This is a genomic window from Bordetella genomosp. 12 (assembly GCF_002261355.1).
Lineage (GTDB): Bacteria > Pseudomonadota > Gammaproteobacteria > Burkholderiales > Burkholderiaceae_B > Bordetella.
This window is the reverse complement of record NZ_NEVU01000002.1, coordinates 161,419-183,332: the sequence shown is the minus strand read 5'-3', so window position 1 is coordinate 183,332 and position 21,914 is coordinate 161,419. Positions and strand designations below refer to the sequence as shown.

Sequence of the window (21,914 nt, the reverse complement as noted above, 5' to 3'; positions counted from 1 at the left end):
ACCCAAGGATAGACTCAAGATGGATGCCCTTTTCTGGTACAACGGCCAGTGGCTGACCGACAATCCCAAGCTGCTCGGCCCGGCCGACCATGCATTCTGGATGGCGAGCATGGTGTTCGACGGGGCGCGCGCCTTTCGCGGCCTGACACCCGATCTGGATCTGCATTGCCAGCGCGTGGTCCGCTCGGCCGAGCGCATGCTGATGAAACCCAAGCTCAGCGCCCCCGAAATCGAAACGCTTTGCCGCGAAGCGGTCGCGCGTTTTCCGGCCGGCTCCGAGCTTTACATCAAGCCGATGTTCTACTGCGCCGACGGCTTTCTGCTGCCAGACGCCGAGAAAACGCAGTTCGTGCTGCATGTCTTCAAAGTGCCCATGCCGGGCACCCAGGGCTTTTCCGCGTGTTTTTCGGAGTTCGTGCGCTCGTGGCCCAATATGGCCCCCACCGATGCCAAGGCCTCCTGCCTGTATCCCAATGGGCAGCGCGCCATTGCGGCCGCGGCTGCGCGCGGCTTTGACAATGCCATCATGTGCGACGGCGATGGCAATGTGGCCGAGTTTGCCTCGAGCAATATCTGGATCGCCAAGGACGGGATCGTGGCCACGCCGGTGCCCAACGGCACCTTCCTCAACGGCATCACGCGCCAACGCGTGTTGGCGCTGCTGCGCGCCGATGGCGTCGACGTCCAGGAGCGCAGCCTGACCCGCGCCGACGTCGAGCAGGCCGACGAGGTGTTTTCCACCGGCAACTACGGCAAAGTGGTGCATGTCAATCGCGTGGAACAGCGCGAGCTGCCCTACGGCCCCATGGCACAACGTGCTCACGGCCTGTACATGCGCTACGCCGAAAGCCAGGCCTGAGCAGGCATGGGCCGCAACAGCCGGCCTTTGCCCCTGCTCACCCGTTTGTCAGCCTGGACGCAGTATGCTGGCCCGGCAGCCGCATACGGCGTGCGTAACCAGGTTGACGTAGATGGGTAACGGCCATGAAGACCCGACGTGATTTTCTGCGCAGCACGGCCAAAGCCGGGGTGGCGATGGGTATGTTGCCCGGCGTGATCCGCCAGGCGCTTGCCATCGAGCCCCAGCGGCGCACCGGCACAATCGAGGACGTCGAGCATATCGTCGTCTTCATGCAGGAAAACCGCTCGTTCGATCACTATTTCGGCACGCTGCCCGGCGTGCGCGGCTTCGGTGACCGCTTCCCCATTCCGGTCCCCGACCGTGAGGGCCGCCGCGACGCGACCGTATGGAACCAGCTCAACGATGAAGACGGCTCGCGCATCCTGCGGCCCTTCCGCCTGGACACCCAGCGCATTTTTGAGCTCATGCGCGTCAAGGGCACGCCCCATACCTGGGCCAATGCCCAGGACGCCTGGGACATGGGGCGCATGCACCGCTGGCCTGTTTTCAAGCACGACCACGCCATGGCTTATTTCGCCCAGGAGGATCTGCCTTTCCAGTTCGCCCTGGCGCAGGCGTTCACGGTGTGCGATGCCTATCATTGCTCGTTTACCGGTGGCACCAATACCAATCGCCTGTTCGCCTGGACCGGCAGCAACGACGGCCTCGGCCTGGGGCATGGCCCGGCCCTGGGAAACACCTTCAATAAGCTGAGCGGCGGCGACCCCGCACGCGCCTATACCTGGACGACCTACCCCGAGCGGCTGGAGCGCGCCGGCATCAGTTGGCGCATTTACCAGGACATGCATGACAACTACTCACTGAATCCGACCGCCGGTTTTAAAGCGTATCGCGACGCGTATCACGGTCTGCCGGGATCGGTGGCCGCGTTGCGCCGCGAGGCCTTGAGCACCCATGACCTGGCCAGCCTGGAAGCCGACGTGCGCGCCGCGCGCCTGCCCCAGGTCAGCTGGATCTGCGCCACCAAGGCCGGCTCGGAGCATCCCAGCCCATCCAGTCCCGCCCAGGGCGCCGACTACACGGCCCGTGTGCTCAAGGCGCTGACAGCCAACCCGGAAGTCTGGAGCAAGACCGTGCTCTTGCTCATGTTCGACGAAAACGACGGTTTCTTTGACCACATGCCACCGCCTGCGCCACCCTCGCGCCACGCGTGGCCGGCAAACGCCCCCTTGGCCGGGGCCTCCACCGCGGACACGACGGGCGAGTATCACGAGATACTCACCGGGCAGGAGGCCGACGACCTGCCCCGCCTGCGCGGCGCCACCTATGGTTTGGGCCCGCGGGTACCCATGTATGTCATCTCGCCCTGGACCCGAGGCGGCTGGGTCAACTCGGAAGTGTTTGACCACACTTCCATCCTGCGCTTTATTGAACGGCGGTTCGGCGTGGCCGAAACGAATATCTCACCTTGGCGACGAGCCGTCTGCGGCGATCTGACCTCGATCTTCGACTTCAGCGCCACGCCCGGGCCGGCGCCCTCGGGCCTGCCGCCCACGGCCGACCTGGCCCGCCGTGCGGCGGCCTTGCCGCAAACCACCGTTGCGCTGCCGCCCGAGCACGCCCCCCTGGCCCGCCAGCCCGCCGGCACGCGCCCGTCGCGAGCCCTGCCCTATTCGCTGCAAATACAGGAGCACGTGAGCGGACGCGGCCTGGAACTGGCCTTCATCAACACCGGACAAACCGGCGCGGTCTTTCATGTCTATGACCGCCAGCACCTGGACGATGCGCCGCGCCGATACACCGTGGAAGCGGGCCGGCAGTTGCGCGACGTCTGGCTGCAGACGCAGCACGATCTGTGGATACTGGGGCCTAACGGCTATCACTGGCGCTACACCGGGCGTATGCCCGTCCATGTGCGCCTGACGTATCTGCCCGAGGCTCAGATGCTGCGCTTGAGCCTCATGAACCAGGATAGCCAGCCCCGCCGCCTGCGCGTAGCCGGCAACACCTACAAGGATCTGGCTGCCCAAACCCTGACGCTGGCCGCCGGTGAGCAAGTCTCCCTGCAATGGAGCGTGGCCGCCAGCAGCCGTTGGTATGACGTGGAAATCGACAGCCCGGACGACCCGAGCTTTGGTCGCCGGCTGGCCGGCCGCATGGAGAACGGCCAGCCTTCCGTATCGGACCCCGCCATGGGTGGTCCGGTGCGACTGCGGGTATGAGCAGCGCTCAGTGCTGCTTACCCAGCCCCAGATAGCTCTCGATCACTCGCGGGTTGCCCGCCAGTTCACGGGCCGGACCCTGCAGGATGATCTCGCCGGTTTCAAGGACATAACCGTAGTCCGCGACCTGCAGCGCCGCGCGGGCATTCTGCTCGACCAGCAGAATGGCCACACCGGTTTCGCGCAAGCGCGCGATGATGTGGAAAATCTCGCGCACGATGCGCGGCGCCAGGCCCAGGCTGGGTTCGTCCAGCATAAGCAGTTGCGGCTTGGCCATCAGGGCACGGCCCACGGCCAGCATCTGGCGTTCGCCGCCGGACAGCGTTCCGGCCTGCTGGCCGCGCCGCTCCCGCAGCCGCGGAAAGAGATCGAAGACCTCCAGCAGGGTGTCGCGCCAACCCGCCTCGCGGGCGCGGTAGCGGCGAAAGCCACCCAAGAGCAGGTTGTCTTCCACCGACATGCTGCCGAACAGTTCGCGGCGCTCCGGCACCAGCGACATGCCGACGGACACCCGCCGCTCGACCTGCCAGCCCGACACATCCTGACCCGCATACTGCACGGTGCCGGCGGCATGCCCGGTCTGCGGCAAGGACCCCATGATGGCGTTGAGCATGGTGGACTTACCTGCCCCGTTGGCGCCGATCACCGTCACGATGCTGCCGGCCTGCACCTGCAACGCGGCCTCGTTGAGCGCGCCCACTTTGCCATAGCGCGCCGACAGGCCACGCACATCGAGCACGGCGCTCATTGCACACCTCCGGCAGCGGTAGGCGCACGATCGGACTCGGGCAGATCATCGTCTATCCCGCCGAGATAGGCTTCCAGCACCGCGGGGTTCTGCTGTACGTCGGCCGGCACGCCTTCGGCCAGCTTGGTGCCGAAATCCATGACGACCAGATGATTGGTCAGGCGCATCACAAAATCCATATCGTGTTCAACCAGCAGGATGCTCAAGCCTTCGGCGCGCAATTGCTCCAGCACCTGGGCCAGCTCCTGTTTTTCCTTGTAGCGCAGGCCGGCTGCCGGCTCGTCGAGCAACAACAGCACGGGATCGCAGGCCAGGGCGCGCGCGATTTCCAGGATGCGCTGCTGCCCCAGAGCCAGATTGCCCGCCTGCTCGTAGAGATAATCTCCCAGCCCCACACGGCGCAATTGCACGGCGGCCTCATGCAGCAGCTGCGCCTCGCGGCCGCGTTCGGCATGCAGCGCGCCCGCCAGCACGCCGACATCGGTACGCATATGCGCACCCAGGGCGACGTTCTCGAGCACCGTCATCGTCGGCAGCAACTGCACGTGCTGGAAGGTGCGACCGACCCCGCGCTGGGCAATCGCGCGCGCGGACGAACCGTCGATGCGCTCGCCCAGGAAACGGACTTGGCCGCGCGTGACCGGCAACACACCGCTGATAAGGTTGAAGGTGGTGCTTTTGCCAGCGCCGTTCGGCCCGATCAGGCCCATGATCTCGCCGGCGCGCACTTTGAAGCTGATGTCGTTGACCGCGACCAGGCCGCCGAACTCTTTGCGGATGGCGTCGACTTCGAGCACCAGTTCGCCTGCGGCGGGACGCTGGCGCTGCGGCAAAGCGGCCGCCTCGGGAGGCGGAGCCAGATTGCGGCGCGAATCGGCGCTGGAAGTCAGGCGCGCCCACCAGCCAGCGAAAATCGGCCACAACCCCTGGCTGGCGTATTGCAGCACCAGGATCATCAGCACGCCAAAGGCAATGAGTTCGAAATTGGCATCGGTGTTCAGCAGCTTGGGCAACCAGTTCTGCAACTGGTCCTTCAGACCGAGGATCACGGCCGAACCCAGCACCGCCCCCCAGACATGGGAGGCGCCGCCGATCACCGCCATGAACAGGTACTCGATGCCGTAGTTCAAACCGAACGGACTCGGACTGACGGCTCGCTGCATGTGCGCATACAACCACCCCGACAGGCAGGCCAGCAAGGCCGCCCAGACGAAGATGATGATCTTGTAGCTGCCCGTGTTGACCCCCATGGACTCGGCCATGCCAGCACCGCTTTTCAGGGCACGGATGGCACGGCCAGGCCGCGAATCCAGCAGATTGCGCGTCGCCCACAGCGCCAGCAGCACCAGCACCCATATCAGGTAATAGATATGCCGCCCGCTGGCCAGCGAAACACCGAAGATCGACACCGGTTCGATGCCGGCGATGCCGTCATGCTTGCCGAGAAAGTCGAGGTTGCCGAACAGATAAAACAGCGACAGCCCCCAGGCAATCGTGCCCAGCGGCAGGTAATGCCCCGACAGGCGCAGCGTGATGAGGCCCAGAAAGAAGGCGACCGCTGCCGTGATGAGCAGCCCGGCCACCAGGGCAAGCCAGGGCGACGTGCCGTATTGGGTGGTCAGATAAGCGGTGGTGTAGGCGCCCAGGCCGACAAAAGCGGCCTGCCCGAAACTGGTCAAGCCGCCCACGCCGGTCAGCAATACCAGGCCCAGCGCCACCAGGCTGGCCAGCCCGATGTAATTGAGTTGGGTGATCCAGAATTCCGGCGTGGCCGACAGCGCCGGCAGCGCGGCCAGCACCACGATAAACAAAGCAAGCAGAATGCGGTTCATGGCTTATTCCTCTTCGTCCACATGACGGCTGCTGAACGAACGCCAGACCAAAACCGGAATGATCAGGGTAAAGACGATGACTTCCTTGTAGGAGCTGGCCCAGAACGATGAGAAGGACTCCAGCACGCCGACCAGCAGGGAGCCGGCGGCAGCCACCGGATAGCTGGCCAGCCCACCGATGATGGCGCCGACAAACCCCTTCAGGCCGATGAGAAAACCGGTGTCGTAGTAGACCGTGGTGATCGGGGCGATCAGCATGCCCGACATGGCGCCTATGGCCACGGCCAGCGTGAAGGTCAAGCTGCCCGACATGGTGGTGCTGATACCCATGAGCCGCGCGCCGCGGCGATTGACCGCCGTGGCCCGCAAGGCGCGCCCGTAGAGGGTTTTACCGAAAAACAGCCACAGGGCCACGATGAGCACGGCGCAGGTCGCGACCACGAACAGGCTCTGGGCCGACCAGGTCGTAAAGCCCAGGTCGATCTGGCCGCTGACGAACGCCGGGGTGCGCCAGCCTTCGGCACCGAAAAACACCAGTGCCAACCCCATCAAAGCGAAATGCACCGCCACCGACGTGATGAGCAGCACCAGCACGCTGGCCTCGGCCAACGGTTGATAGACAATGCGATAGACCATGGGCCCCATGGGAATGACCAGGACCAGGGTCAGCAGCATATTCAGCCACAGCGAGTTTCCGGGCGCCGCGTAAGAGGTCGCAATCCACAGCAGCACCAGGGGCAGGACCACGAAACCGGCCAGGCTTTTGGGCAGCGACGACCAGACGCGCGTGCGCGCGGCGCGCAGCACCTCGAGCAGAAAGGCCAGACAGCCCAGCAGCACCAGCAGATAGACGGTGCCGGGCACACGGCCGTCGACCAGCATGGCCAAGGTCAAGGCGCCGAACGCGACAAACTCGCCTTGAGGAATGAAGATCACGCGCGTGACGGCGAACACCAGCACCAGCGCCATGCCCAGCAGAGCATAGATGGAGCCGTTGACGATACCGTCTTGCAGCAAGATGAGCGCAATTGAGGAATCCATCGAACTACGACCTTATGTACGACTTGTGGTTCTGCGTGCCCCGGCCCCGACTGGGACACTGCGAATACAACACACCGGCCCGTAAGGCCGGTGCGTGGTGAAGCAGCCGCGATAGTACGTCAGCATGGCGGGCGCTGCCGCGAACAGCGCCCCCGGATGGATCAAAGATCCGGCTGATAGGTCCACTTGCCGTCTTTGACCTTGACCATGACGCGCGAGCGCTCGTCAAAACCGGCGTGATCGGTCGGGCTCATGTTGAACACGCCCTGCGAGGCCGGCAGATTCTTGACGTTTTCCAGCGCATCGCGCATGGCGGCGCGGAACTCGGGCGTGCCGGGCTTGGCGCCGCTCTTGATGGCTTCGGGAATGGCCGCCACGATCAATTGGCCGGCATCCCACATATGGCCGCCGAAGGTATTGACCGAGCCTTCGCCATGCGCTTTTTCGTAGCTGTTGACGTAATCCAGCGCCGACTTCTTGACGGGATTGCTGTCGGGCAGTTGGGCGGCGACCAGCAGCGGGCCGGCCGGCAACAACATGCCTTCGCAATCCTTGCCGCAGACGCGCAGCACGTCATTGTTGGCCGAGCCGTGGGTCTGGAAAATCAGGCCGCCATAGTTGCGCGCCTTCAGTTCCTTTTGCGGCAGGGCCGAGGGCGTGCCAGCGCCGGCGATCAGGATGGCATCGGGCTTGGCGCCCACCAGCTTGAGCACCTGGCCCGTGACGCTGGTGTCGGTGCGGCCGTATTTTTCGACGCTGGTGATCTTGATGCCCTTGGCCTTGGCCGCGGCTTCCATCACGGCCAGCCAGCCATCGCCGTAGGCGTCGGCAAAGCCGATGAAGCCCAGCGTCTTGACCCCGGACTTGACCATGGCGTCGGCCAGCGCGCTGGCCATCAAGGCGTCATTCTGGGGCGTCTTGAACACCCAGCGGCGCTTCTCGTCGACCGGCTCGACGATCTTGGCGCTGGCGGCCACGCTGATCATCGGGACCTTGGTTTCGGCGGCCACATCGACCATGGCCAGGGAGCCAGGCGTAACCGAGGTGCCGACCAGCACGTCGACCTTGTCCTCGGAAGCCAGCTTGCGCGAGTTCTTGACGGCCTGCGTGGTGTCGGTGGCGTCGTCCAGCACGATCCATTCGATCTTCTGGCCGGCGACTTCCTTGGGCAGCAGGGCCACGGTATTGCGCTCGGGGATGCCCAGCGAGGCGGCCGGACCGGTCGAGGAAACGGTGACACCGACCTTGACCTGGGCGCTCGCGAGAAGCGGCAGACCCAGAGCGAGGGCGGCGGCAACCGCCGACAAGCCAAAGTGCTTGCGCATGATTTTTGTCTCCTGTGGTGACCCATTGTGCCCAGGGAGCGGGCGTAGGGCCTGTTTAAAGTTATACAGAAAAAAATATTATAGGGTTAAAAGAGTATCAGGATGCGCGTTTGCACAGCCCGGTATCTACCCTAGGATTGCCCGGCTTTCATTCAGACAAATGCATTTGATAATGGCGAATTGTCTCCGGAAGACCCGTCAACGTCTTTCCGGGAAATCCCTGTGAAGTCAGCGCCGCAACAAGGGCCAGACGCGCTCGACGCGCCAGGCGACCCAGGATGCCACCGCCACCTTGGCCAGGTCGCCCGGCAGAAACACCACGACCGCCATGGCGGCTTTGGACAATCCCATCTGCGTGACCGTGGCCAGCCAAGGCACCCCAATGGCATACACGGCCACGATGCCGCCCAGCAAGCAGGCCAGCACATAGCCGCCCAGGCTGCGCCACATCCCGCCGCGCGCCAGGGCGCGCGCCACCAGCCCGGCCACCACGACACCCAGCAGCATGCCGACCAGAAATCCCCCCGTGGGCCCGGCGAACACGCCCAGCCCGCCCCGCCCGCCCGGCAGTACCGGCAAGCCAACGGCGGCCAGCGCCAGGTACAAGAGGCAGGCGGCCGCGCCGCGCCAGGGGCCCAGCATCACGCCGGCCAGCATCACGCCCAAGGTCTGCAGCGTCACGGGCACCGGTATGCCCGGCAAGGGGATGGGAGGCATCAGGCTCAGGACGACGATCAGCGCGGCAAACAGCGCGGCCAACACCAGGTTCTTGCTTGTCATGCGGTCTTTTCCTTGAAGGAGTCAGTCGTGCAATCCCTTGCGGGACTCAGGATCGGGCATCGATAGCCTGCGCCACTTCCTCGGCGCGCTTGAGCGTGCGCACGATGAGGGGCACCAACAGGGCCAGGGGATGATGGCTCAGGCCGCGGGCGGCCTGGGCCTCGCGGATGTCTTGATAATTGCGCCCTATTTCGGGCACGAAGCGCAGACACAGCGCGAAGGCCAGGCTGACGCGGCAGGGGTCGATCCAGCGCGAAAAAGGCCGCAGCCCCTGCTCGATGACATGCAATAGCGCCGGCACCGGCGTGGTCAGCGTCACCACCATGGCCAGCCCGATGAGGGCGGCCGAGCGGGCCAGCACCGCCAGGGCCGCCGCCCAGTTCTGCGTCCAGGCGGTAAACAGCGCCACGGCCAGCACGATCAGTACCAGCCCGCGCAACTGGCGCCATAGTTTTACCCACCCCGGCCGGCAGACCGCCACCAGCAACACCGACACCAGCCAGGCCAGCCCCAGATAGCGCGCGTCGTCCAGCGCGAACAGGCCCACGCCGGCGCCCATCAGCACGATCAGCTTCAGGCTGGCCGGCAGCCGGTGCAACACCGTGACGCCCGGCGTGTAGAGCGGCTCCATCATGCGCAATGCTCCCGGTACCAACGCAAGGCGGGCCCGGGCTGATCGTCCGCGGCGATGCCGCCGGCGTTGATCACCAGCACGCGGTCGAAATCGGCCAGCAACTCCAGATCATGGCTGACGACGTAAGCCGCCGGCGCCAGATCGGCGATGGCCTGACGCACCCGGTTGCGGTTGCGCAGATCAAGCTGGGTCGTGGGTTCGTCGAACACGACCAGCGAGGGCTCGCGCACCAGCACCGCGGCCAGCGCCACCAACTGGCGCTCGCCGCCAGACAGACTGAAGCTGCTGCGCTCGGCCAGATGGGCGATGCCCAGTTGCGCCAGACCGGCGGCGATACGCTCGGCGCGCTGGGCCGCGGACAGGCCCAGCGGCTTGAGACCAAAGTCCAGGTCTTCCCGCACGATAGGGAAAACGATCTGGTTGTCCGGGTTCTGAAAAACGAAACCGACCTGGCGCCGGATGCTGCGCGCCTCATGGCGCGTATCCAGACCATTGACTCTCACTTGACCCTGGTCGGGCAGCAACAAGCCATTGATCAACCGCGAGAACGTGCTTTTGCCCGCCCCGTTGGGGCCGACGATACCGATACGGCGTTCGGACAGGGTCAGGCCGGGCACCTGCAAAAGCGGCCTGCCCTCCATGATCACGACCGCCTGATCAAACTCGATTAACATGGAGCGGGATTATGCCCGAACCATTTCGCTCCGCGCCGCTCCAAACACCTATGGAAAAAGTCCGCAAGTCAGACGCCGAATGGCGTGCCCAGCTCAGCCCCCAGGAATTCCACGTCACCCGCGAAAAAGGGACTGAACGTGCATTCACCGGCCGCTATTGGGATACCTTCACCTACGGCATCTACCGCTGCGTGGGTTGCGGCACCGCCTTGTTCGCCTCCGACACCAAGTTCGACGCCGGCTGCGGCTGGCCCAGCTATTTCGAGCCCATCGATGCCGCCCGCGTGCGCGAAGAGACCGACACCAGCCACGGCATGGTGCGTACGGAAGTCCTGTGCAACATCTGCGACGCGCACCTGGGCCATGTCTTTCCCGACGGCCCGCCGCCGACCGGCCTGCGCTATTGCATCAACTCGCTGTCATTGAAATTCGAGCCGCTGGACGCTGCATGAAGAAGTTTCTGTTTGACCTTTTCCCGCTCATCCTCTTTTTCGTCGCCTATCGCTTTGCCGACATCTATGCCGCGACTGCGGTGGCGATCACCGCTGCGATCGCGCAGATCATCTGGCTCAAGCTCACGGGCAAGGCCATCGAGGGCATGCACTGGATCAATCTGTCGGTCATCGTCATTTTCGGCGGCGCCACGCTCTGGCTGCACAGCGATGTCTTCATCAAATGGAAGCCCACGGTGCTGTACTGGCTATTTGGCGGTGCGCTGCTGGCCAGCCGCTATCTGTTCGGCCGCAACCTGATCCGCCGGCTGCTCGAGAAACAAATCAGCCTGACCGAAACGCTCTGGAACAAACTCAATCTGACCTGGGCGCTGTTCTTTCTGCTGGCCGGGGGCGTCAATCTGTATGTCGCGTTCTCGGGCCACTTCAGCGAATCGCAGTGGGTCAATTTCAAAGTATTCGGCCTGATGGGCCTGCTGATCGCGTTCGTCATCCTGCAATCCTTGTGGCTGGGCCGCCATATGCAAGAACCCGGCGCCGACAAAAACAGCCGTCCTGACTAATATGAATCAAGCTTCCGACCAAGACCGCATCGCGCTCATCCGCGAGCGCCTGGCCCCGCTGGCCCCCTCCCAACTCGAGATTTCGGATGAGTCCCATTTGCACGCGGGACACGCCGGTGCGCAAGGCGGCGCCGGGCATTATCGAGTCCTAATTGTCTCGAAATCCTTTGCTGAACTAACCGCTGTTGCCCGCCATCGGCTGGTGTATCATCATTTGCAAGATCTGATTCCTTTCCCTATACATGCGCTTGCACTGGATACGCGAGCCTCGTAGTACATTCCTGCCAAATTTACTCATACTCTCCCCAGGAAGGACATCCATGAAACGCATCCTCATGCTGGCTGCCGCTTGCGCCATCGCCGTGCCGGTCTACGCGCAAAACGTCGCCACGGTCAACGGCAAGGCCATCCCTCAAAAGAGCCTGGACGATTTCGTCAAGCTGCTGGTCTCGCAAGGCGCCACGGACTCCCCGCAGCTGCGCGAGCAGGTCAAGCAGGAAATGATCAACCGCCAGGTGTTCGTGCAGGCTGCCGAAAAGCAAGGCATCGGCAAGCAGGCTGACATCCAGACCGAAGTCGAACTGGCCCGCCAAGGCATCCTGGTGCGCGCCCTGATGGCCGACTACCTGCAAAAGAACCCGATCACCGAAGCCACCGTCAAGGCTGAGTACGAAAAGATCAAGAAAGAGCAGGCTGGCAAGCAGGAATACGAAGTCCGCCACATTCTGGTCGAAGATGAAAAGACGGCCAACGACCTGCTGGCTCAGATCAAGAGCGGCAAGCTGAAGTTCGAAGATGCGGCCAAGAAGAACTCCAAGGATCCCGGCAGCGCCGAGCGCGGCGGCGACCTGGGTTGGGCTCCGCCCACCAACTACGTGCCTCCGTTTGCCGAGGCCGTCAGCAAGCTGAAGAAGGGCGAGCTGGCCGACAAGCCGGTCCAGACCCAGTTCGGCTGGCACATCATCCAGGTTCAGGACACCCGTCCGGTGGAATTCCCGCCGCTCGAGCAGGTCCGTCCTCAACTGGAAGAAATGATGCGTCAGCAAAAGCTCAACGCCTTCCAGAAAGATCTGCGTGAAAAGGCCAAGGTGCAGTAAAGCCTGCGCCCCGCCAGAAACCCGCCAGTTGATCTGGCGGGTTTTTTTTCGTGCGTGATCAGTAGCGGTAGCGGGCGGTCAGCGTGATGTTGCGCTCCGTACCCCGGTAGCACTCATCGTGATAGCAGATGGAAAAGTATTTGCGGTTCAGCAGATTGGAGACATTGAGCGCCACGCGCCAGGCGTTGCGCTCAACATAAACGGAACCATCGAGCAAGGTCACCCCGCCCACGAAAGACGTGTTGTACTCGTCATTGGCGCGCTTGCCGATATAGCGCGCGCCCAGGCCGCTGCCCACCCCGCCGCCCCACAAGTAATCCATCCATACCGCCGCGCTGTGCGCCGGGATACCCACCAGCGTCTTGCCCACCTCCTGCGGGTCGGCGCTGCGTTTTACCTTGATGTCCTGATAGGTATAAGACGCCGTCATATTCAAACGGGGCACGACCTCGCCCTTGACCTCCAGCTCCACGCCCTGCGACTTTTGCTTGCCGATCTGACGCGCATCGAAGGTGACCGGATCGTAAGTCACGACATTGGTCTTGCGCAGGTCAAACAAAGCGAGCGTGGCCAACAGCTTCCGACCGGCGGGCTGGTACTTCAAACCCAGCTCCACCTGCTTGCCGCGGCTGGGCAGGAAAGGGCTGCCCGCGGCATCCGTGCCGCTATTGGGTAAGAAGGATTCGGCATAACTCAGATAGGGAGCCCAGCCCGCATCGAACAGATACGACAGGGCAGCCCTGCTGCTGAACGCATGGTCTTTCTGCCGCGTCGTGTCGCCGGCCAGATAATCATGCGTCGTGGACTTCACATAGTCCTGCCGCCCGCCCAGGGTCAGCATCCAGCGCGAATCCAGTTTGATCTGGTCCTGCGCATACAGCCCTAGCACCTGGACCGTCTGGCGGTAATGCGCCAAAGGATCGGCGGGCATGTCGACGTGCATGCCGTAAACCGGGTTGTACAGATCCAGATCCGGCGCCAGGCCGATATAGCGGTTGGCCGTGGCGATCTGTTCATTCCAGTCCATGCCCGCCAGGAAAGTGTGCTCGGCCAGGCCAGTGCGGAACTTGCCCTGCAACTGCGTATCGACCCCCGTTTGATGCAAGGGGTCGTCCCAGGTGCGGGCCACGCGCTTGAGCGTGCGCCCATCCACGTCGACGGAATCCACCCACACGACGCGCCGGTCCAGGCTGATCTGCGCATAGCGCAGATTCTGAGCGACTTTCCAGTTGTCATTGAGCGCCGTCTCGAAGTGGTACCCCACCGAGCTTTGCGTCTGCTTGAAACTGCTGAAACTGTAGTCCCCCATTTTCACATCGGTATAGCGGCCGTACGCATTGAGGTAGTAGGGATCCTCGCCGGACTTGTGCTTCAGATACTCGGCATACAAGGTGAACGACGTCCCGGCGTTGGGCTGCCAGCGCACGGAAGGAGCGACATAGACCCGCGTGCGATCGATTTTGTGGCCATCGGGATATTCATCCTGATCATGGCTGTCCAGTCCCAGGCCCACCAGGCGGTAACTCAGGCCGTTCTCGCCGATGGCGTCACCGATATCCACGCCCACCTGCTTGCGATCAAAACTGCCATATTGCAGTTCGACCTCGCGTATTGCCGAGCCATTGGGCTGCTTGCTGACTTTGTTGATGATGCCGCCGGCATCCCCTTGTCCAAACACCATGGACGAAGGGCCGCGCAGCACGTCCACCCGCTCCAGCCCATAGGGCTCGCTCATGTAATACGAAACGCCCGCCGGGGTGAGCGCCAGACCATCGCGATAAGAACTGTAGTAGCTCGAAAAACCACGGATGCTGATGTCATCCCAGCCGCGGTTGTCCGGTCCGTAGGTATTGGTGGTAATGCCGGCGGTATAGCGCACCACGTCCATGATGTCCTGCACGCCGCGCGAATCCATCTCGTCACGACCAACGACGGAAATGGATTGCGGCGTTTCCAGCAACGGGGTGTCGGTCTTCATGGCCGTGTTGCTATCGGTGGCCGCATAACCGGAGAACGCGCCGGTCGACAGGCCGCCATAGACCGGGACGGCGGCCAATTCCGCCACGCCGGCCGGCGGCGCCGGCCGCAATACATAGCCGGCGTCGGTCCTGACCGCACGGTAAGGCTGGTTCTGCAGCAGACGGGCGAAGCCCTCCTCGACGTCGTACGTCCCCCGCAGCCCCGGACTCATCAGACCCGCGAGCTGCGGCGCATCGAGCACCAGGGCAACACCCATCTGTTGCGCATAGCGGCTCAGCGCCGGCGCCAACGGTCCGGCGGGCACATCGACGGCGCGGGATTGCGCCTGCACCATGGCGGGCGGCAGCACGGTGGCAAAAAGCAGAGCCGCCAGATGGCGGCGCGTACGGCGGGATGGCGTCATGAGGGCTTCCTGTGCAGAGGGATTTTCCCCTTGACGCCTGAAATCGAAAAAGACGAATCGCTGTTACACAAAAACCTCAGCGATCGAAGGACACCCAGGTCAGATAGGGCCCCAGCGTGCCCACCCGTAAGGCCGGAAAGTTGTTCTGCAACAGGCGCAAGGCCTGATCGGTGTTGTCCAGCGGCAGCACGGCCGTGACACGAATATGCTGCAACGCGTCGCGGTCATAGTGCAGAATGCCGCGCCGATGACGCGCCAGCTCATCCAGCACGCCAGGCAGGGGGCGGTCATGGACCATCAACTGATGGCCCTTCCAGGCGTCCACCACACCGGCCGCATCGATGGCCTGCCGGTCGTCCACGCCAGCGGCCGTCAGGCGCACCTGCTCGCCGGCCCGCACGATGGTTTCCTGCGCCAGATCGGCGGGCCTTACGGTCACCGCGGATTCCAGCATCTGCAGCCAAGTGGCGCTGCCGTCGTTTCGCACCGTAAAGAGCGTGCCCAGCGCGCGTATCCTGCCTTGCGGCGTCCGGACATCAAAGGGGCGCTGCGGATCTCGGGCCACCGCCACCAGAATATCCCCCTGCAGCAACTCGATGACGCGTTGGCCGGCGTCGAATCGAATATTGATCGCGCTCGCTGCGCTCAATGTGATCCGGCTGCCGTCCGGCAGTTCTTGTGTCAGCCACTGCCCCGTCCCGGTACGGACATCCGCCGTGAGGATCTGTACCGGGAAAAATCGTTGCGCCAGCGCCAGCGGCAAGCAGAGCGCCAGCAGCAACACGAGCAGGCGCACCACCGCGCGCGACTTGCGCCCGTGGTGTTGCGCCGCATCCAAGGCGCGCCGGGCGGCAAGGCCACCCGCGCCGCGTATTCCGTCCAGGCCTTGCAGCAACGCTCGCGCCTCTTCGGCCAGTGCCGCGCGGCGGGGATCGGCGCGTAACCAGGCATCGAATCCCGTACGCGCGGCCTGCCGCTCGGCCTCGCTGTCGGCGCCCATGCGCACCATCCATTCGGCGGCAGCGCGGAAATCTCCGTCATCCGGCCTAGCCGCCATGATGCCTCAGCGCCGCGCAATGCAGACGGCAGCAGACCAGGGCGTCCACGAGATACTTCTGCACCATGCGCTTGGAAACGCCCACGGCGCTCGCGACTTCGGCCTGCGTCTGGCCCTCGAGGTAGTGCCGCAGAAATGCCTCGCGCACGCGCGGCGCCACGGCGCTCAGGGCGGCAGAAATCTGTTCCAGCGCCTCGACCGCCATCAGTATGGATTCGGGCGAGGGATGGCCCGGTGCGGTGCTGGCCAAGGCGGCCAACTCCGCCAGATAAGCTTGCTCCAACACCTGCCGCCGTGACCGGGAGATCAGCAGATGCTTGGCGGTGGTCGTCAGGTAGGCCCGGGGCTCACGCACACCCAGCAGCGCATCGCGCGAACCGAGAATGCGCACAAACGTATCCTGGGCGACATCGGCGGCATGGTGCGAACAACCGAGGCGGCGCATCAGCCAGCCTTTGAGCCAACCGTGATGATCCGCATACAGGCTTTCGACTTGTTGTTCCCAGGCAGGCGCCATCACTATCCCGGGCGCTGGATGGCCCGCTTGTTATAAGAATAATTCTCATTATAGGGAAAGCATTTCATGCAGGGCAAAGAGTTTTCGCTGCCAGGCGCCGCGGATGTCGTATATCGGCCATCCTGGCAGGGTCGAACTCAGGCCGCGTTTATATAACTTTTTGATATGTTTTCAATGTTTTATATTCTTTGTGGAAAAATAGACTGAGCTTTAGAGTGTTTCATCACCTTCCCGCCGGAGCCCAGCACGATGAACATCCTCAGCCGCACCTTGTTGTCCGTCTTCGCCGCCGCGCTGCTGCCCCTGGCGGCCGCTCACGCCGATGATCTTGCACAGATCAAGTCCAACGGCGTCATCAAGATCGGTACCGAAGGCACCTACGCGCCCTTCTCCTTTCACGACGCCAAAAACCAGCTTACCGGCTTTGATGTCGAGATCGGGCGCGCCATCGCCGACAAGCTGGGCGTGAAGGCCGAGTTCGTCGAAGGCAAGTGGGACGGGCTGATCGCCGGCCTGGACGTCAAACGCTATGACGCGGTGATCAATCAGGTTGGCATCACCGATGCGCGCAAGCAGAAGTTTGATTTCTCGGACCCCTATATCTCGTCCGAAGCGGTGCTCATCGTGCGCAACGACGAAAAGGACATCAAGGATTTCGCCGATCTCAAGGGCAAGCGGTCAGCCAATACGATCACCAGCAACTTCGGCAAGCTGGCCCAGAGCTACGGCGCCGAAGTCGTGCCGGTGCAAGGCTTCAATGAGGCGATCGAACTACTGCTGAGCGGCCGGGTCGCCGCCACGGTCAATGACAAGCTGTCCTTTCTGGACTTCAAGAAGCAAAAGCCCAATGCGCCAGTGCGCATCGCGGCCTATGACAAGAGCAAGGAATTCAGCGAGTCAGGCGTGCTGCTGCGCAAGGGCAATCCGCAACTGCAAGCGGCCATCAACCAGGCCCTGGCCGATCTCAAGGCCGACGGGACGTATCGCCGCCTGAGCGAAAAATACTTCGGCGCCGACCTGTCGTCCGCCCGCTGATCCGGCGCGCGGCCGGTCCCGGAGATACGCATGGTGCCTGCCTGGCTCTCCTTGATGCTCGACGCATTCTGGCCGCTGCTCATCGCCGGCCTGCAGTTCACCGTGCCGCTGACGCTGATCTCGTTTGCGGCCGGTCTGCTGCTGGCTTTCGCGGTAGCCATGCTGCGCCTGTTCGGCCCACGTCCCATCGTGCTGCTGATGCGCTTCTACGTGTGGTTGATCCGTGGCACGCCGCTGCTGGTGCAGCTGTTCATCCTGTTTTACGGTCTGCCCAGCATCGGCATCGTGCTGGATCCGCTGCCCGCCGCCCTGATCGGCTTCACGCTGAATGTGGGCGCCTATAACTCCGAAGTCATACGCGGCGCCATCGAGGCCGTGCCCAAGGGGCAGTGGGAGGCCGCCTATTCGCTGAGCATGACGCGAGCCCAGGTCCTGAGCCGCACGGTATTGCCCCAGGCGGCTCGCGTGGCGGTGCCGCCGCTGTCCAATGCCTTCATCGCGCTGGTCAAAGACACCTCACTGGCGGCGGTGCTGACCGTTCCGGAGATCTTCCAGGCGGCCCAACGCATCGCGGCCGTGACCTATGAACCCATGATTCTCTATACGGAAGCCGCCCTGATTTACCTGCTCTTCAGCTCCGTGCTGTCGGCCTTGCAGACGCGGCTGGAGAAGCACTTTGGCCAGCATGCCGTGTTCGCGGAGCAGCAGCGATGATAGGCCTCTACGATATCGACAAGCATTTCGGGGACAACCCCGTCTTGCGGCAAGTCAGCCTGCAGGTGGCCGCGGGCAGTGTCACCGCGCTGATCGGGCCCTCGGGCAGCGGCAAGAGCACCCTGCTGCGTTGCGTGAATCTGCTGGAAAGTCCAGAGCGCGGCCGCCTGCAGGTCGGCACGGAAACGCTGGATTTCCAGGGGCGCCCCCCGAGCCGGGACGCCGTGCTGCGCGTGCGCCGCCAGACCGGCATGGTGTTCCAGAACTTCCAGCTCTTTGCCCACCAGACGGTCATCGGCAATGTCATGGAAAGCCTGGTGACGGTACTCAAATGGCCCCGCGAACGGGCCCGGGAACACGCCATGGCGCTACTGGAAAAAGTCGGTATGGCGCACAAGGCCCAGGCCTGGCCGGCCACGCTCTCTGGCGGGCAACAGCAACGGGTCGCCATTGCCCGGGCACTGGCGCCCTCACCGCGCGTATTGCTGTGCGATGAGCCGACCTCGGCGCTCGATCCTGCCTTGGCCGCCGAAGTCGTCGATGTCCTCAAGCGCCTGGCCGACGAAGGCATGACCATGATCATGGCGACCCACGACCTGCGCCTGGCCGCCAACATCGCAGATCAAGTGATCTTTCTGCAGGCCGGACAGGTGGTCGAATCGGGCCCGCCACGAGCCGTATTCACCCAGGCCCGCGATGCCCGCACCCGCGAGTTCGTCATCACGCTGACCGAAGGCCTGCCCCCCGAGTGGGGGCAGCCGCAATGACCGGCTATTGCCCGAGCAGGGCCTTCAGGCCATCCTCGTCAAGGATGGTCAGGCCGAGTTCCTGCGCCTTGACGAGCTTGCTGCCGGCGTCTTCACCCGCCACGACATAAGCGGTCTTCTTGGACACCGAGCCGCTGACCTTGCCGCCTGCGGCCAGGATATGGCGCGTGGCCTCGTCGCGGCTCCAGGTCGGCATGGTGCCCGTCAGCACAAAGGTCTTGCCCGTCAGGCTGCCGCCTTGCGCCTGCGCCTCCGCCTGAGGCTGCACCCCCCGTTGCTCCAGCTGGTGCACCACTTCGCGATTGTGAGGCTCGCGAAAGAAACGATGGATGGAGCCCGCGACCACAGGCCCGACAGCCGGCACTGCCAGCAAGGCTTCCTCGTCGGCATCCATGATGCGGGAGATGCTGCCAAAGTGCCGCGCCACATCCCGAGCCGTCGTTTCACCGACATGGCGGATGCCCAGCGCAAAGAGCAGCCGGCCCAGCGAAGGACGCCGCGCCTGGTCTATCGCGGCCACCAGATTCTCGGCGGACTTCTTGCCCATGCGATCCAAGGCCGCCAGTTCGAAGGCATCCAGCGTGAACACGTCAGCCAGGGTCTTGAGCCGGCCGTTATCCACCAGTTGCTCGACCAGCTTGTCGCCCAGCCCCTCGATGTCCAGCGCCTTGCGGCCCGCGGCATGCACCAGCGTCTGTTTGCGCTGCGCCGGGCAGAACAGCCCGCCCGTGCAACGCGCGATGGTCTCGTCTTCGAGACGTTCGACGGCCGACCCGCAGATGGGGCAATGCGTGGGCATGACAAACAGCGGCAACTCGGCGCTGCGCTTTTCCAGCACCGGCCCGACGACCTCGGGAATCACATCGCCTGCGCGGCGCACCACGACCACGTCGCCCACGCGCACATCCTTGCGGCGGATCTCGTCTTCATTGTGCAGGGTCGCGTTGGTGACCGTGACGCCGCCCACGAAGACCGGTTTAAGCCTGGCCACCGGGGTGATGGCGCCGGTGCGGCCCACCTGCACTTCGATGCCGAGCAGGTCGGTCGACGCCTCCTCGGCGGGAAACTTGTGCGCCAGCGCCCAGCGCGGCGCGCGGGCCACGAATCCGAGCACGCGTTGCGCGGGCAGCGCATCGACCTTATAGACCACGCCATCGATGTCGTAAGGCAACCCGGCCCGCTCGGAACCAATGCGGCGGTAAAACGCCAGCAGGCCGTCGGCGCCCTGGGCCTTATGGTTGAAACGCACGTTGACTGGCAGGCCAAGTTCGGCCAACCACTCCAACATGCCGCCGTGGGTGTCACGCGGCAACGTCGACGCCACCCCCGTCCCGGGCGCGGTTTCATCGAAAGCATCGCTCACCCCGGCGGGCAAGCCCTGCACCTCGCCCCAGCTATAGGCAAAAAACCGCAGCGGTCGTTGCGCGGTCACGCGCGGATCGAGCTGGCGCAGACTGCCGGCCGCGGCGTTGCGCGGATTGACGAAGACCTTCTCGCCGCGCGCAGCCTGCTTCTGATTCAGTTTCTCGAATTCCGCCCGATTCATCAGCACCTCGCCGCGCACTTCCAGCACGGCGGGCACCTGACCCTTGAGCTTGAGCGGGATGGCTTTGATCGTACGGATATTGGCGGTGACGTCCTCGCCGGTCTGGCCATCGCCGCGCGTGGCGGCCTGAACCAGCTCACCGTTCTCGTAGCGCAGGCTGATGGCCAGGCCGTCGAGCTTGAGCTCACAGAAATACCCGGCCGGCTCGGCCGGACCCAGCAAGCCGGCGCCGCGCAAGGTGTCGCACACCCGCTTGTCGAAGGCGTGTACGTCTTCATCCTCGAAGCCATTGCCCAGCGACAGCATGGGCATGGCGTGCTGCACGCTGCCGAATTCGGCCAGCGGCGCGGCCCCCACGCGTTGCGTGGGAGAGTCCGGCGTGATCAGCTCGGGATGCGCGGTTTCCAGCGCCGTCAGCTCGCGCATCAGCGCGTCGTACTCGGCATCGGAAATCGCGGGTTCGTCGTAGACGTAATAACGGACATTATGCTGAGCGATCTCCGCCCGCAAACGGGCGGCACGCTCAGCGGCACTCGCAACCATCAGGCAAACACTCGTTGGGCGCGCTCGCTGCCGGCCGGCAGGCCGGCCTGCTCGAGCTGTTCAAACAGGACCCGCAGGCGCTCATCGATCACGGCATCGGCGCCGTCGGCCAACACGCGGCCCTGGTCATCGACCAGCTCGGCGCGCAGACGGCCAGCCAGATCACGCCCCACCTCGACCATGCGGCCGAAGGCGTGCGGATCAGCCGGGCTGCAAGGCACATCCAGCAACAGATAGAGCCGCTCGATGCCGCCCATGCCCGCGTCGAAGGCCGCGCCGTCGCCACGCGCCAGCGTAAAGCGCACCGCGCCGGCATCGTTGAGCCAGGCCAGGCGCGCGCCGTCGGGCGCAAAGCCCAGGCCGCGCGCGACAGCCAGCACCTCGGCGGCAGGCTGGGCCGCGCCCAGCATCAAGGTCAGACCGACCTGCGTATCGAGTGCCGCGCAGACATCGTCCAGACGGGCGGCCTGCTCCAGCACGGCCTGCTGGTCCGGGCCTTCGATGCTGCCCTCGAAGCGATCGGCCAGATCCTGGGCACGGGCCCAGGCCTGAGACCACTCGATCGCCGTCAGCGGACCACTGCGATTGGCCAGCAACACGGCGAGCTGCAGCGTGCTGTATGACTCTTCGGCCGCGATCCGGCTGCGGTGACGGCCGCGGTCGGTGCTGGCGAACACCCGCAGTTGCTTCTTGCCGACCTGGCGCAGCGACTGCATATAGGGCAGCAGATCCGCGCCCCGGGCCGGTTCGGCGAAATGGATTTCGATGACGACTTCAACCGCGGGATCGGGCTCTTCGCCATCATCGCTTTCGGCCACCAGCGGCCCCTCGGCCGGCATCTCGCCACCCGCGGCAGGCTCGGCCGGCACGCCCAGGCCTATCCCGGGTTCGCGGCGCTGCCTGGCCGGCTCGGCGGCCGGGGCGGCGGCACGCAGCGGTTCGGCGCTGCCGAGCAGCGGATCCTGCTCGCTGGCGGGGAAATGCTCCTGCATGCGGCGGCGTACCCGGCGGTCCTGCCACCAGTTGAACCCCAATACCAGCAGTATCAGCAGTACGCCAAGGACGATCAGCCCAATCTGCAAATCACTCATTTAAAAATCCCGCGCCGGCTAGGGCGCCCTT

21 protein-coding genes are annotated in these 21,914 nt (G+C 64.2%); 9 read left to right on the top strand and 12 right to left on the bottom strand.

Going from position 1 to position 21,914, the window contains the following annotated elements; all coding sequences use genetic code 11:
- The first annotated feature begins 19 nt into the window (after window positions 1–19).
- Window positions 20–859, top strand: coding sequence for a branched-chain amino acid aminotransferase (locus CAL22_RS06245; RefSeq protein ID WP_094811452.1), 840 nt, complete (start codon window positions 20–22; stop codon window positions 857–859).
- Between the two features lie 125 nt (window positions 860–984).
- A complete protein-coding gene (locus tag CAL22_RS06240) occupies window positions 985–3,084 on the top strand; it encodes a phosphocholine-specific phospholipase C (protein WP_094811450.1) in 2,100 nt (699 codons plus the stop codon).
- Window positions 3,085–3,091: 7 nt separating this feature from the next.
- Here the strand turns inward: CAL22_RS06240 and CAL22_RS06235 are convergent, their stop codons facing one another.
- The 7 genes from CAL22_RS06235 to CAL22_RS06205 form a co-directional block, all read right to left on the bottom strand.
- Window positions 3,092–3,832 (bottom strand): ABC transporter ATP-binding protein, encoded by a 741-nt coding sequence (locus tag CAL22_RS06235; RefSeq protein WP_094811448.1) that lies wholly within the window; start codon window positions 3,830–3,832, stop codon window positions 3,092–3,094.
- Entirely contained in the window at window positions 3,829–5,664 is a 1,836-nt protein-coding gene (locus CAL22_RS06230) for a branched-chain amino acid ABC transporter ATP-binding protein/permease (protein ID WP_094811446.1), read from the bottom strand. Before CAL22_RS06230 ends, CAL22_RS06235 begins: the two co-directional genes overlap by 4 nt.
- Window positions 5,665–5,667: 3 nt before the next feature.
- On the bottom strand, window positions 5,668–6,705 hold the full coding sequence (locus CAL22_RS06225) for a branched-chain amino acid ABC transporter permease (protein ID WP_094811444.1): 1,038 nt from the start codon (window positions 6,703–6,705) through the stop codon (window positions 5,668–5,670).
- Window positions 6,706–6,866: 161 nt separating this feature from the next.
- Window positions 6,867–8,030, bottom strand: a complete 1,164-nt coding sequence (locus tag CAL22_RS06220; protein WP_094811442.1) for an ABC transporter substrate-binding protein — start codon at window positions 8,028–8,030, stop codon at window positions 6,867–6,869.
- Between the two features lie 228 nt (window positions 8,031–8,258).
- A complete protein-coding gene (locus tag CAL22_RS06215) occupies window positions 8,259–8,810 on the bottom strand; it encodes a biotin transporter BioY (RefSeq protein ID WP_094811440.1) in 552 nt (183 codons plus the stop codon).
- Between the two features lie 46 nt (window positions 8,811–8,856).
- Window positions 8,857–9,444, bottom strand: a complete 588-nt coding sequence (locus tag CAL22_RS06210; RefSeq protein ID WP_094811438.1) for an energy-coupling factor transporter transmembrane component T family protein — start codon at window positions 9,442–9,444, stop codon at window positions 8,857–8,859.
- Window positions 9,441–10,118: an energy-coupling factor ABC transporter ATP-binding protein gene (locus tag CAL22_RS06205; protein WP_094811436.1), complete on the bottom strand. Its 678-nt coding sequence runs from the start codon at window positions 10,116–10,118 to the stop codon at window positions 9,441–9,443. Before CAL22_RS06205 ends, CAL22_RS06210 begins: the two co-directional genes overlap by 4 nt.
- A gap of 50 nt (window positions 10,119–10,168) precedes the next feature.
- Between CAL22_RS06205 and msrB the strand changes: the two genes are divergently transcribed.
- Genes msrB through CAL22_RS06185 form a run of 4 tightly spaced genes read left to right on the top strand, consistent with a single transcriptional unit; the run spans window position 10,169 to window position 12,230 of the window.
- Window positions 10,169–10,570 (top strand): peptide-methionine (R)-S-oxide reductase MsrB, encoded by a 402-nt coding sequence (msrB, locus tag CAL22_RS06200; RefSeq protein WP_094811434.1) that lies wholly within the window; start codon window positions 10,169–10,171, stop codon window positions 10,568–10,570.
- On the top strand, window positions 10,567–11,133 hold the full coding sequence (locus tag CAL22_RS06195; RefSeq protein WP_094811433.1) for a septation protein A: 567 nt from the start codon (window positions 10,567–10,569) through the stop codon (window positions 11,131–11,133). The genes msrB and CAL22_RS06195 overlap by 4 nt, the downstream gene beginning before the upstream one ends.
- 1 nt (window position 11,134) lies before the next feature.
- Complete coding sequence (locus CAL22_RS06190) at window positions 11,135–11,407, top strand: BolA family protein (protein WP_094811431.1); 273 nt, start codon at window positions 11,135–11,137, stop codon at window positions 11,405–11,407.
- Between the two features lie 46 nt (window positions 11,408–11,453).
- Complete coding sequence (locus tag CAL22_RS06185) at window positions 11,454–12,230, top strand: peptidylprolyl isomerase (RefSeq protein WP_094811429.1); 777 nt, start codon at window positions 11,454–11,456, stop codon at window positions 12,228–12,230.
- 58 nt (window positions 12,231–12,288) lie between these two features.
- On the opposite strand, the gene CAL22_RS06180 is transcribed toward CAL22_RS06185, so the two are convergent.
- The 3 genes from CAL22_RS06180 to CAL22_RS06170 form a co-directional block, all read right to left on the bottom strand.
- The gene (locus tag CAL22_RS06180; protein WP_094811427.1) at window positions 12,289–14,613 is read right to left on the bottom strand and encodes a TonB-dependent siderophore receptor; all 2,325 of its coding nucleotides are present in this window, start codon (window positions 14,611–14,613) and stop codon (window positions 12,289–12,291) included.
- A 76-nt stretch (window positions 14,614–14,689) separates the two neighbouring features.
- Window positions 14,690–15,670 carry a FecR family protein gene (locus CAL22_RS06175; RefSeq protein WP_094811425.1) on the bottom strand — a complete coding sequence of 327 codons (981 nt, stop codon included), beginning with the start codon at window positions 15,668–15,670 and terminating at the stop codon, window positions 14,690–14,692.
- A complete protein-coding gene (locus tag CAL22_RS06170; protein ID WP_094811423.1) occupies window positions 15,660–16,187 on the bottom strand; it encodes a sigma-70 family RNA polymerase sigma factor in 528 nt (175 codons plus the stop codon). Before CAL22_RS06170 ends, CAL22_RS06175 begins: the two co-directional genes overlap by 11 nt.
- A gap of 249 nt (window positions 16,188–16,436) precedes the next feature.
- Here CAL22_RS06170 and CAL22_RS06165 point away from each other — a divergent pair, with 249 nt between their 5' ends.
- From CAL22_RS06165 to CAL22_RS06155, 3 genes are read left to right on the top strand one after another with little or no spacing between them, the layout of a single operon-like run.
- Window positions 16,437–17,222, top strand: coding sequence for an amino acid ABC transporter substrate-binding protein (locus CAL22_RS06165; protein ID WP_094811421.1), 786 nt, complete (start codon window positions 16,437–16,439; stop codon window positions 17,220–17,222).
- 33 nt (window positions 17,223–17,255) lie between these two features.
- Window positions 17,256–17,936, top strand: coding sequence for an amino acid ABC transporter permease (locus tag CAL22_RS06160; protein ID WP_005012079.1), 681 nt, complete (start codon window positions 17,256–17,258; stop codon window positions 17,934–17,936).
- Entirely contained in the window at window positions 17,933–18,703 is a 771-nt protein-coding gene (locus tag CAL22_RS06155) for an amino acid ABC transporter ATP-binding protein (RefSeq protein WP_094811419.1), read from the top strand. Before CAL22_RS06160 ends, CAL22_RS06155 begins: the two co-directional genes overlap by 4 nt.
- A gap of 4 nt (window positions 18,704–18,707) precedes the next feature.
- On the opposite strand, the gene ligA is transcribed toward CAL22_RS06155, so the two are convergent.
- Both ligA and CAL22_RS06145 read right to left on the bottom strand, forming a co-directional pair.
- Window positions 18,708–20,792, bottom strand: coding sequence for an NAD-dependent DNA ligase LigA (gene ligA / locus CAL22_RS06150; RefSeq protein ID WP_094811418.1), 2,085 nt, complete (start codon window positions 20,790–20,792; stop codon window positions 18,708–18,710).
- Window positions 20,792–21,883, bottom strand: coding sequence for a cell division protein ZipA C-terminal FtsZ-binding domain-containing protein (locus CAL22_RS06145; RefSeq protein WP_094811416.1), 1,092 nt, complete (start codon window positions 21,881–21,883; stop codon window positions 20,792–20,794). The genes ligA and CAL22_RS06145 overlap by 1 nt, the downstream gene beginning before the upstream one ends.
- Window positions 21,884–21,914 lie beyond the last annotated feature (31 nt).

What these genes read in the sequence shown, in the direction of transcription:
- CAL22_RS06230 (WP_094811446.1), bottom strand. Translation starts at nt 5,664, where the DNA reads ATGAACCGCATTCTGCTTGCTTTGTTTATCGTGGTGCTGGCCGCGCTG.
- CAL22_RS06235 (WP_094811448.1), bottom strand. Translation starts at nt 3,832, where the DNA reads ATGAGCGCCGTGCTCGATGTGCGTGGCCTGTCGGCGCGCTATGGCAAA.
- CAL22_RS06215 (WP_094811440.1), bottom strand. Translation starts at nt 8,810, where the DNA reads ATGACAAGCAAGAACCTGGTGTTGGCCGCGCTGTTTGCCGCGCTGATC.
- CAL22_RS06190 (WP_094811431.1), top strand. Translation starts at nt 11,135, where the DNA reads ATGAATCAAGCTTCCGACCAAGACCGCATCGCGCTCATCCGCGAGCGC.
- CAL22_RS06205 (WP_094811436.1), bottom strand. Translation starts at nt 10,118, where the DNA reads ATGTTAATCGAGTTTGATCAGGCGGTCGTGATCATGGAGGGCAGGCCG.
- CAL22_RS06195 (WP_094811433.1), top strand. Translation starts at nt 10,567, where the DNA reads ATGAAGAAGTTTCTGTTTGACCTTTTCCCGCTCATCCTCTTTTTCGTC.
- CAL22_RS06245 (WP_094811452.1), top strand. Translation starts at nt 20, where the DNA reads ATGGATGCCCTTTTCTGGTACAACGGCCAGTGGCTGACCGACAATCCC.
- CAL22_RS06185 (WP_094811429.1), top strand. Translation starts at nt 11,454, where the DNA reads ATGAAACGCATCCTCATGCTGGCTGCCGCTTGCGCCATCGCCGTGCCG.
- CAL22_RS06145 (WP_094811416.1), bottom strand. Translation starts at nt 21,883, where the DNA reads ATGAGTGATTTGCAGATTGGGCTGATCGTCCTTGGCGTACTGCTGATA.
- CAL22_RS06210 (WP_094811438.1), bottom strand. Translation starts at nt 9,444, where the DNA reads ATGATGGAGCCGCTCTACACGCCGGGCGTCACGGTGTTGCACCGGCTG.
- msrB (WP_094811434.1), top strand. Translation starts at nt 10,169, where the DNA reads ATGGAAAAAGTCCGCAAGTCAGACGCCGAATGGCGTGCCCAGCTCAGC.
- CAL22_RS06220 (WP_094811442.1), bottom strand. Translation starts at nt 8,030, where the DNA reads ATGCGCAAGCACTTTGGCTTGTCGGCGGTTGCCGCCGCCCTCGCTCTG.
- CAL22_RS06225 (WP_094811444.1), bottom strand. Translation starts at nt 6,705, where the DNA reads ATGGATTCCTCAATTGCGCTCATCTTGCTGCAAGACGGTATCGTCAAC.
- CAL22_RS06240 (WP_094811450.1), top strand. Translation starts at nt 985, where the DNA reads ATGAAGACCCGACGTGATTTTCTGCGCAGCACGGCCAAAGCCGGGGTG.
- ligA (WP_094811418.1), bottom strand. Translation starts at nt 20,792, where the DNA reads ATGGTTGCGAGTGCCGCTGAGCGTGCCGCCCGTTTGCGGGCGGAGATC.
- CAL22_RS06175 (WP_094811425.1), bottom strand. Translation starts at nt 15,670, where the DNA reads ATGGCGGCTAGGCCGGATGACGGAGATTTCCGCGCTGCCGCCGAATGG.
- CAL22_RS06155 (WP_094811419.1), top strand. Translation starts at nt 17,933, where the DNA reads ATGATAGGCCTCTACGATATCGACAAGCATTTCGGGGACAACCCCGTC.
- CAL22_RS06180 (WP_094811427.1), bottom strand. Translation starts at nt 14,613, where the DNA reads ATGACGCCATCCCGCCGTACGCGCCGCCATCTGGCGGCTCTGCTTTTT.
- CAL22_RS06165 (WP_094811421.1), top strand. Translation starts at nt 16,437, where the DNA reads ATGAACATCCTCAGCCGCACCTTGTTGTCCGTCTTCGCCGCCGCGCTG.
- CAL22_RS06170 (WP_094811423.1), bottom strand. Translation starts at nt 16,187, where the DNA reads ATGGCGCCTGCCTGGGAACAACAAGTCGAAAGCCTGTATGCGGATCAT.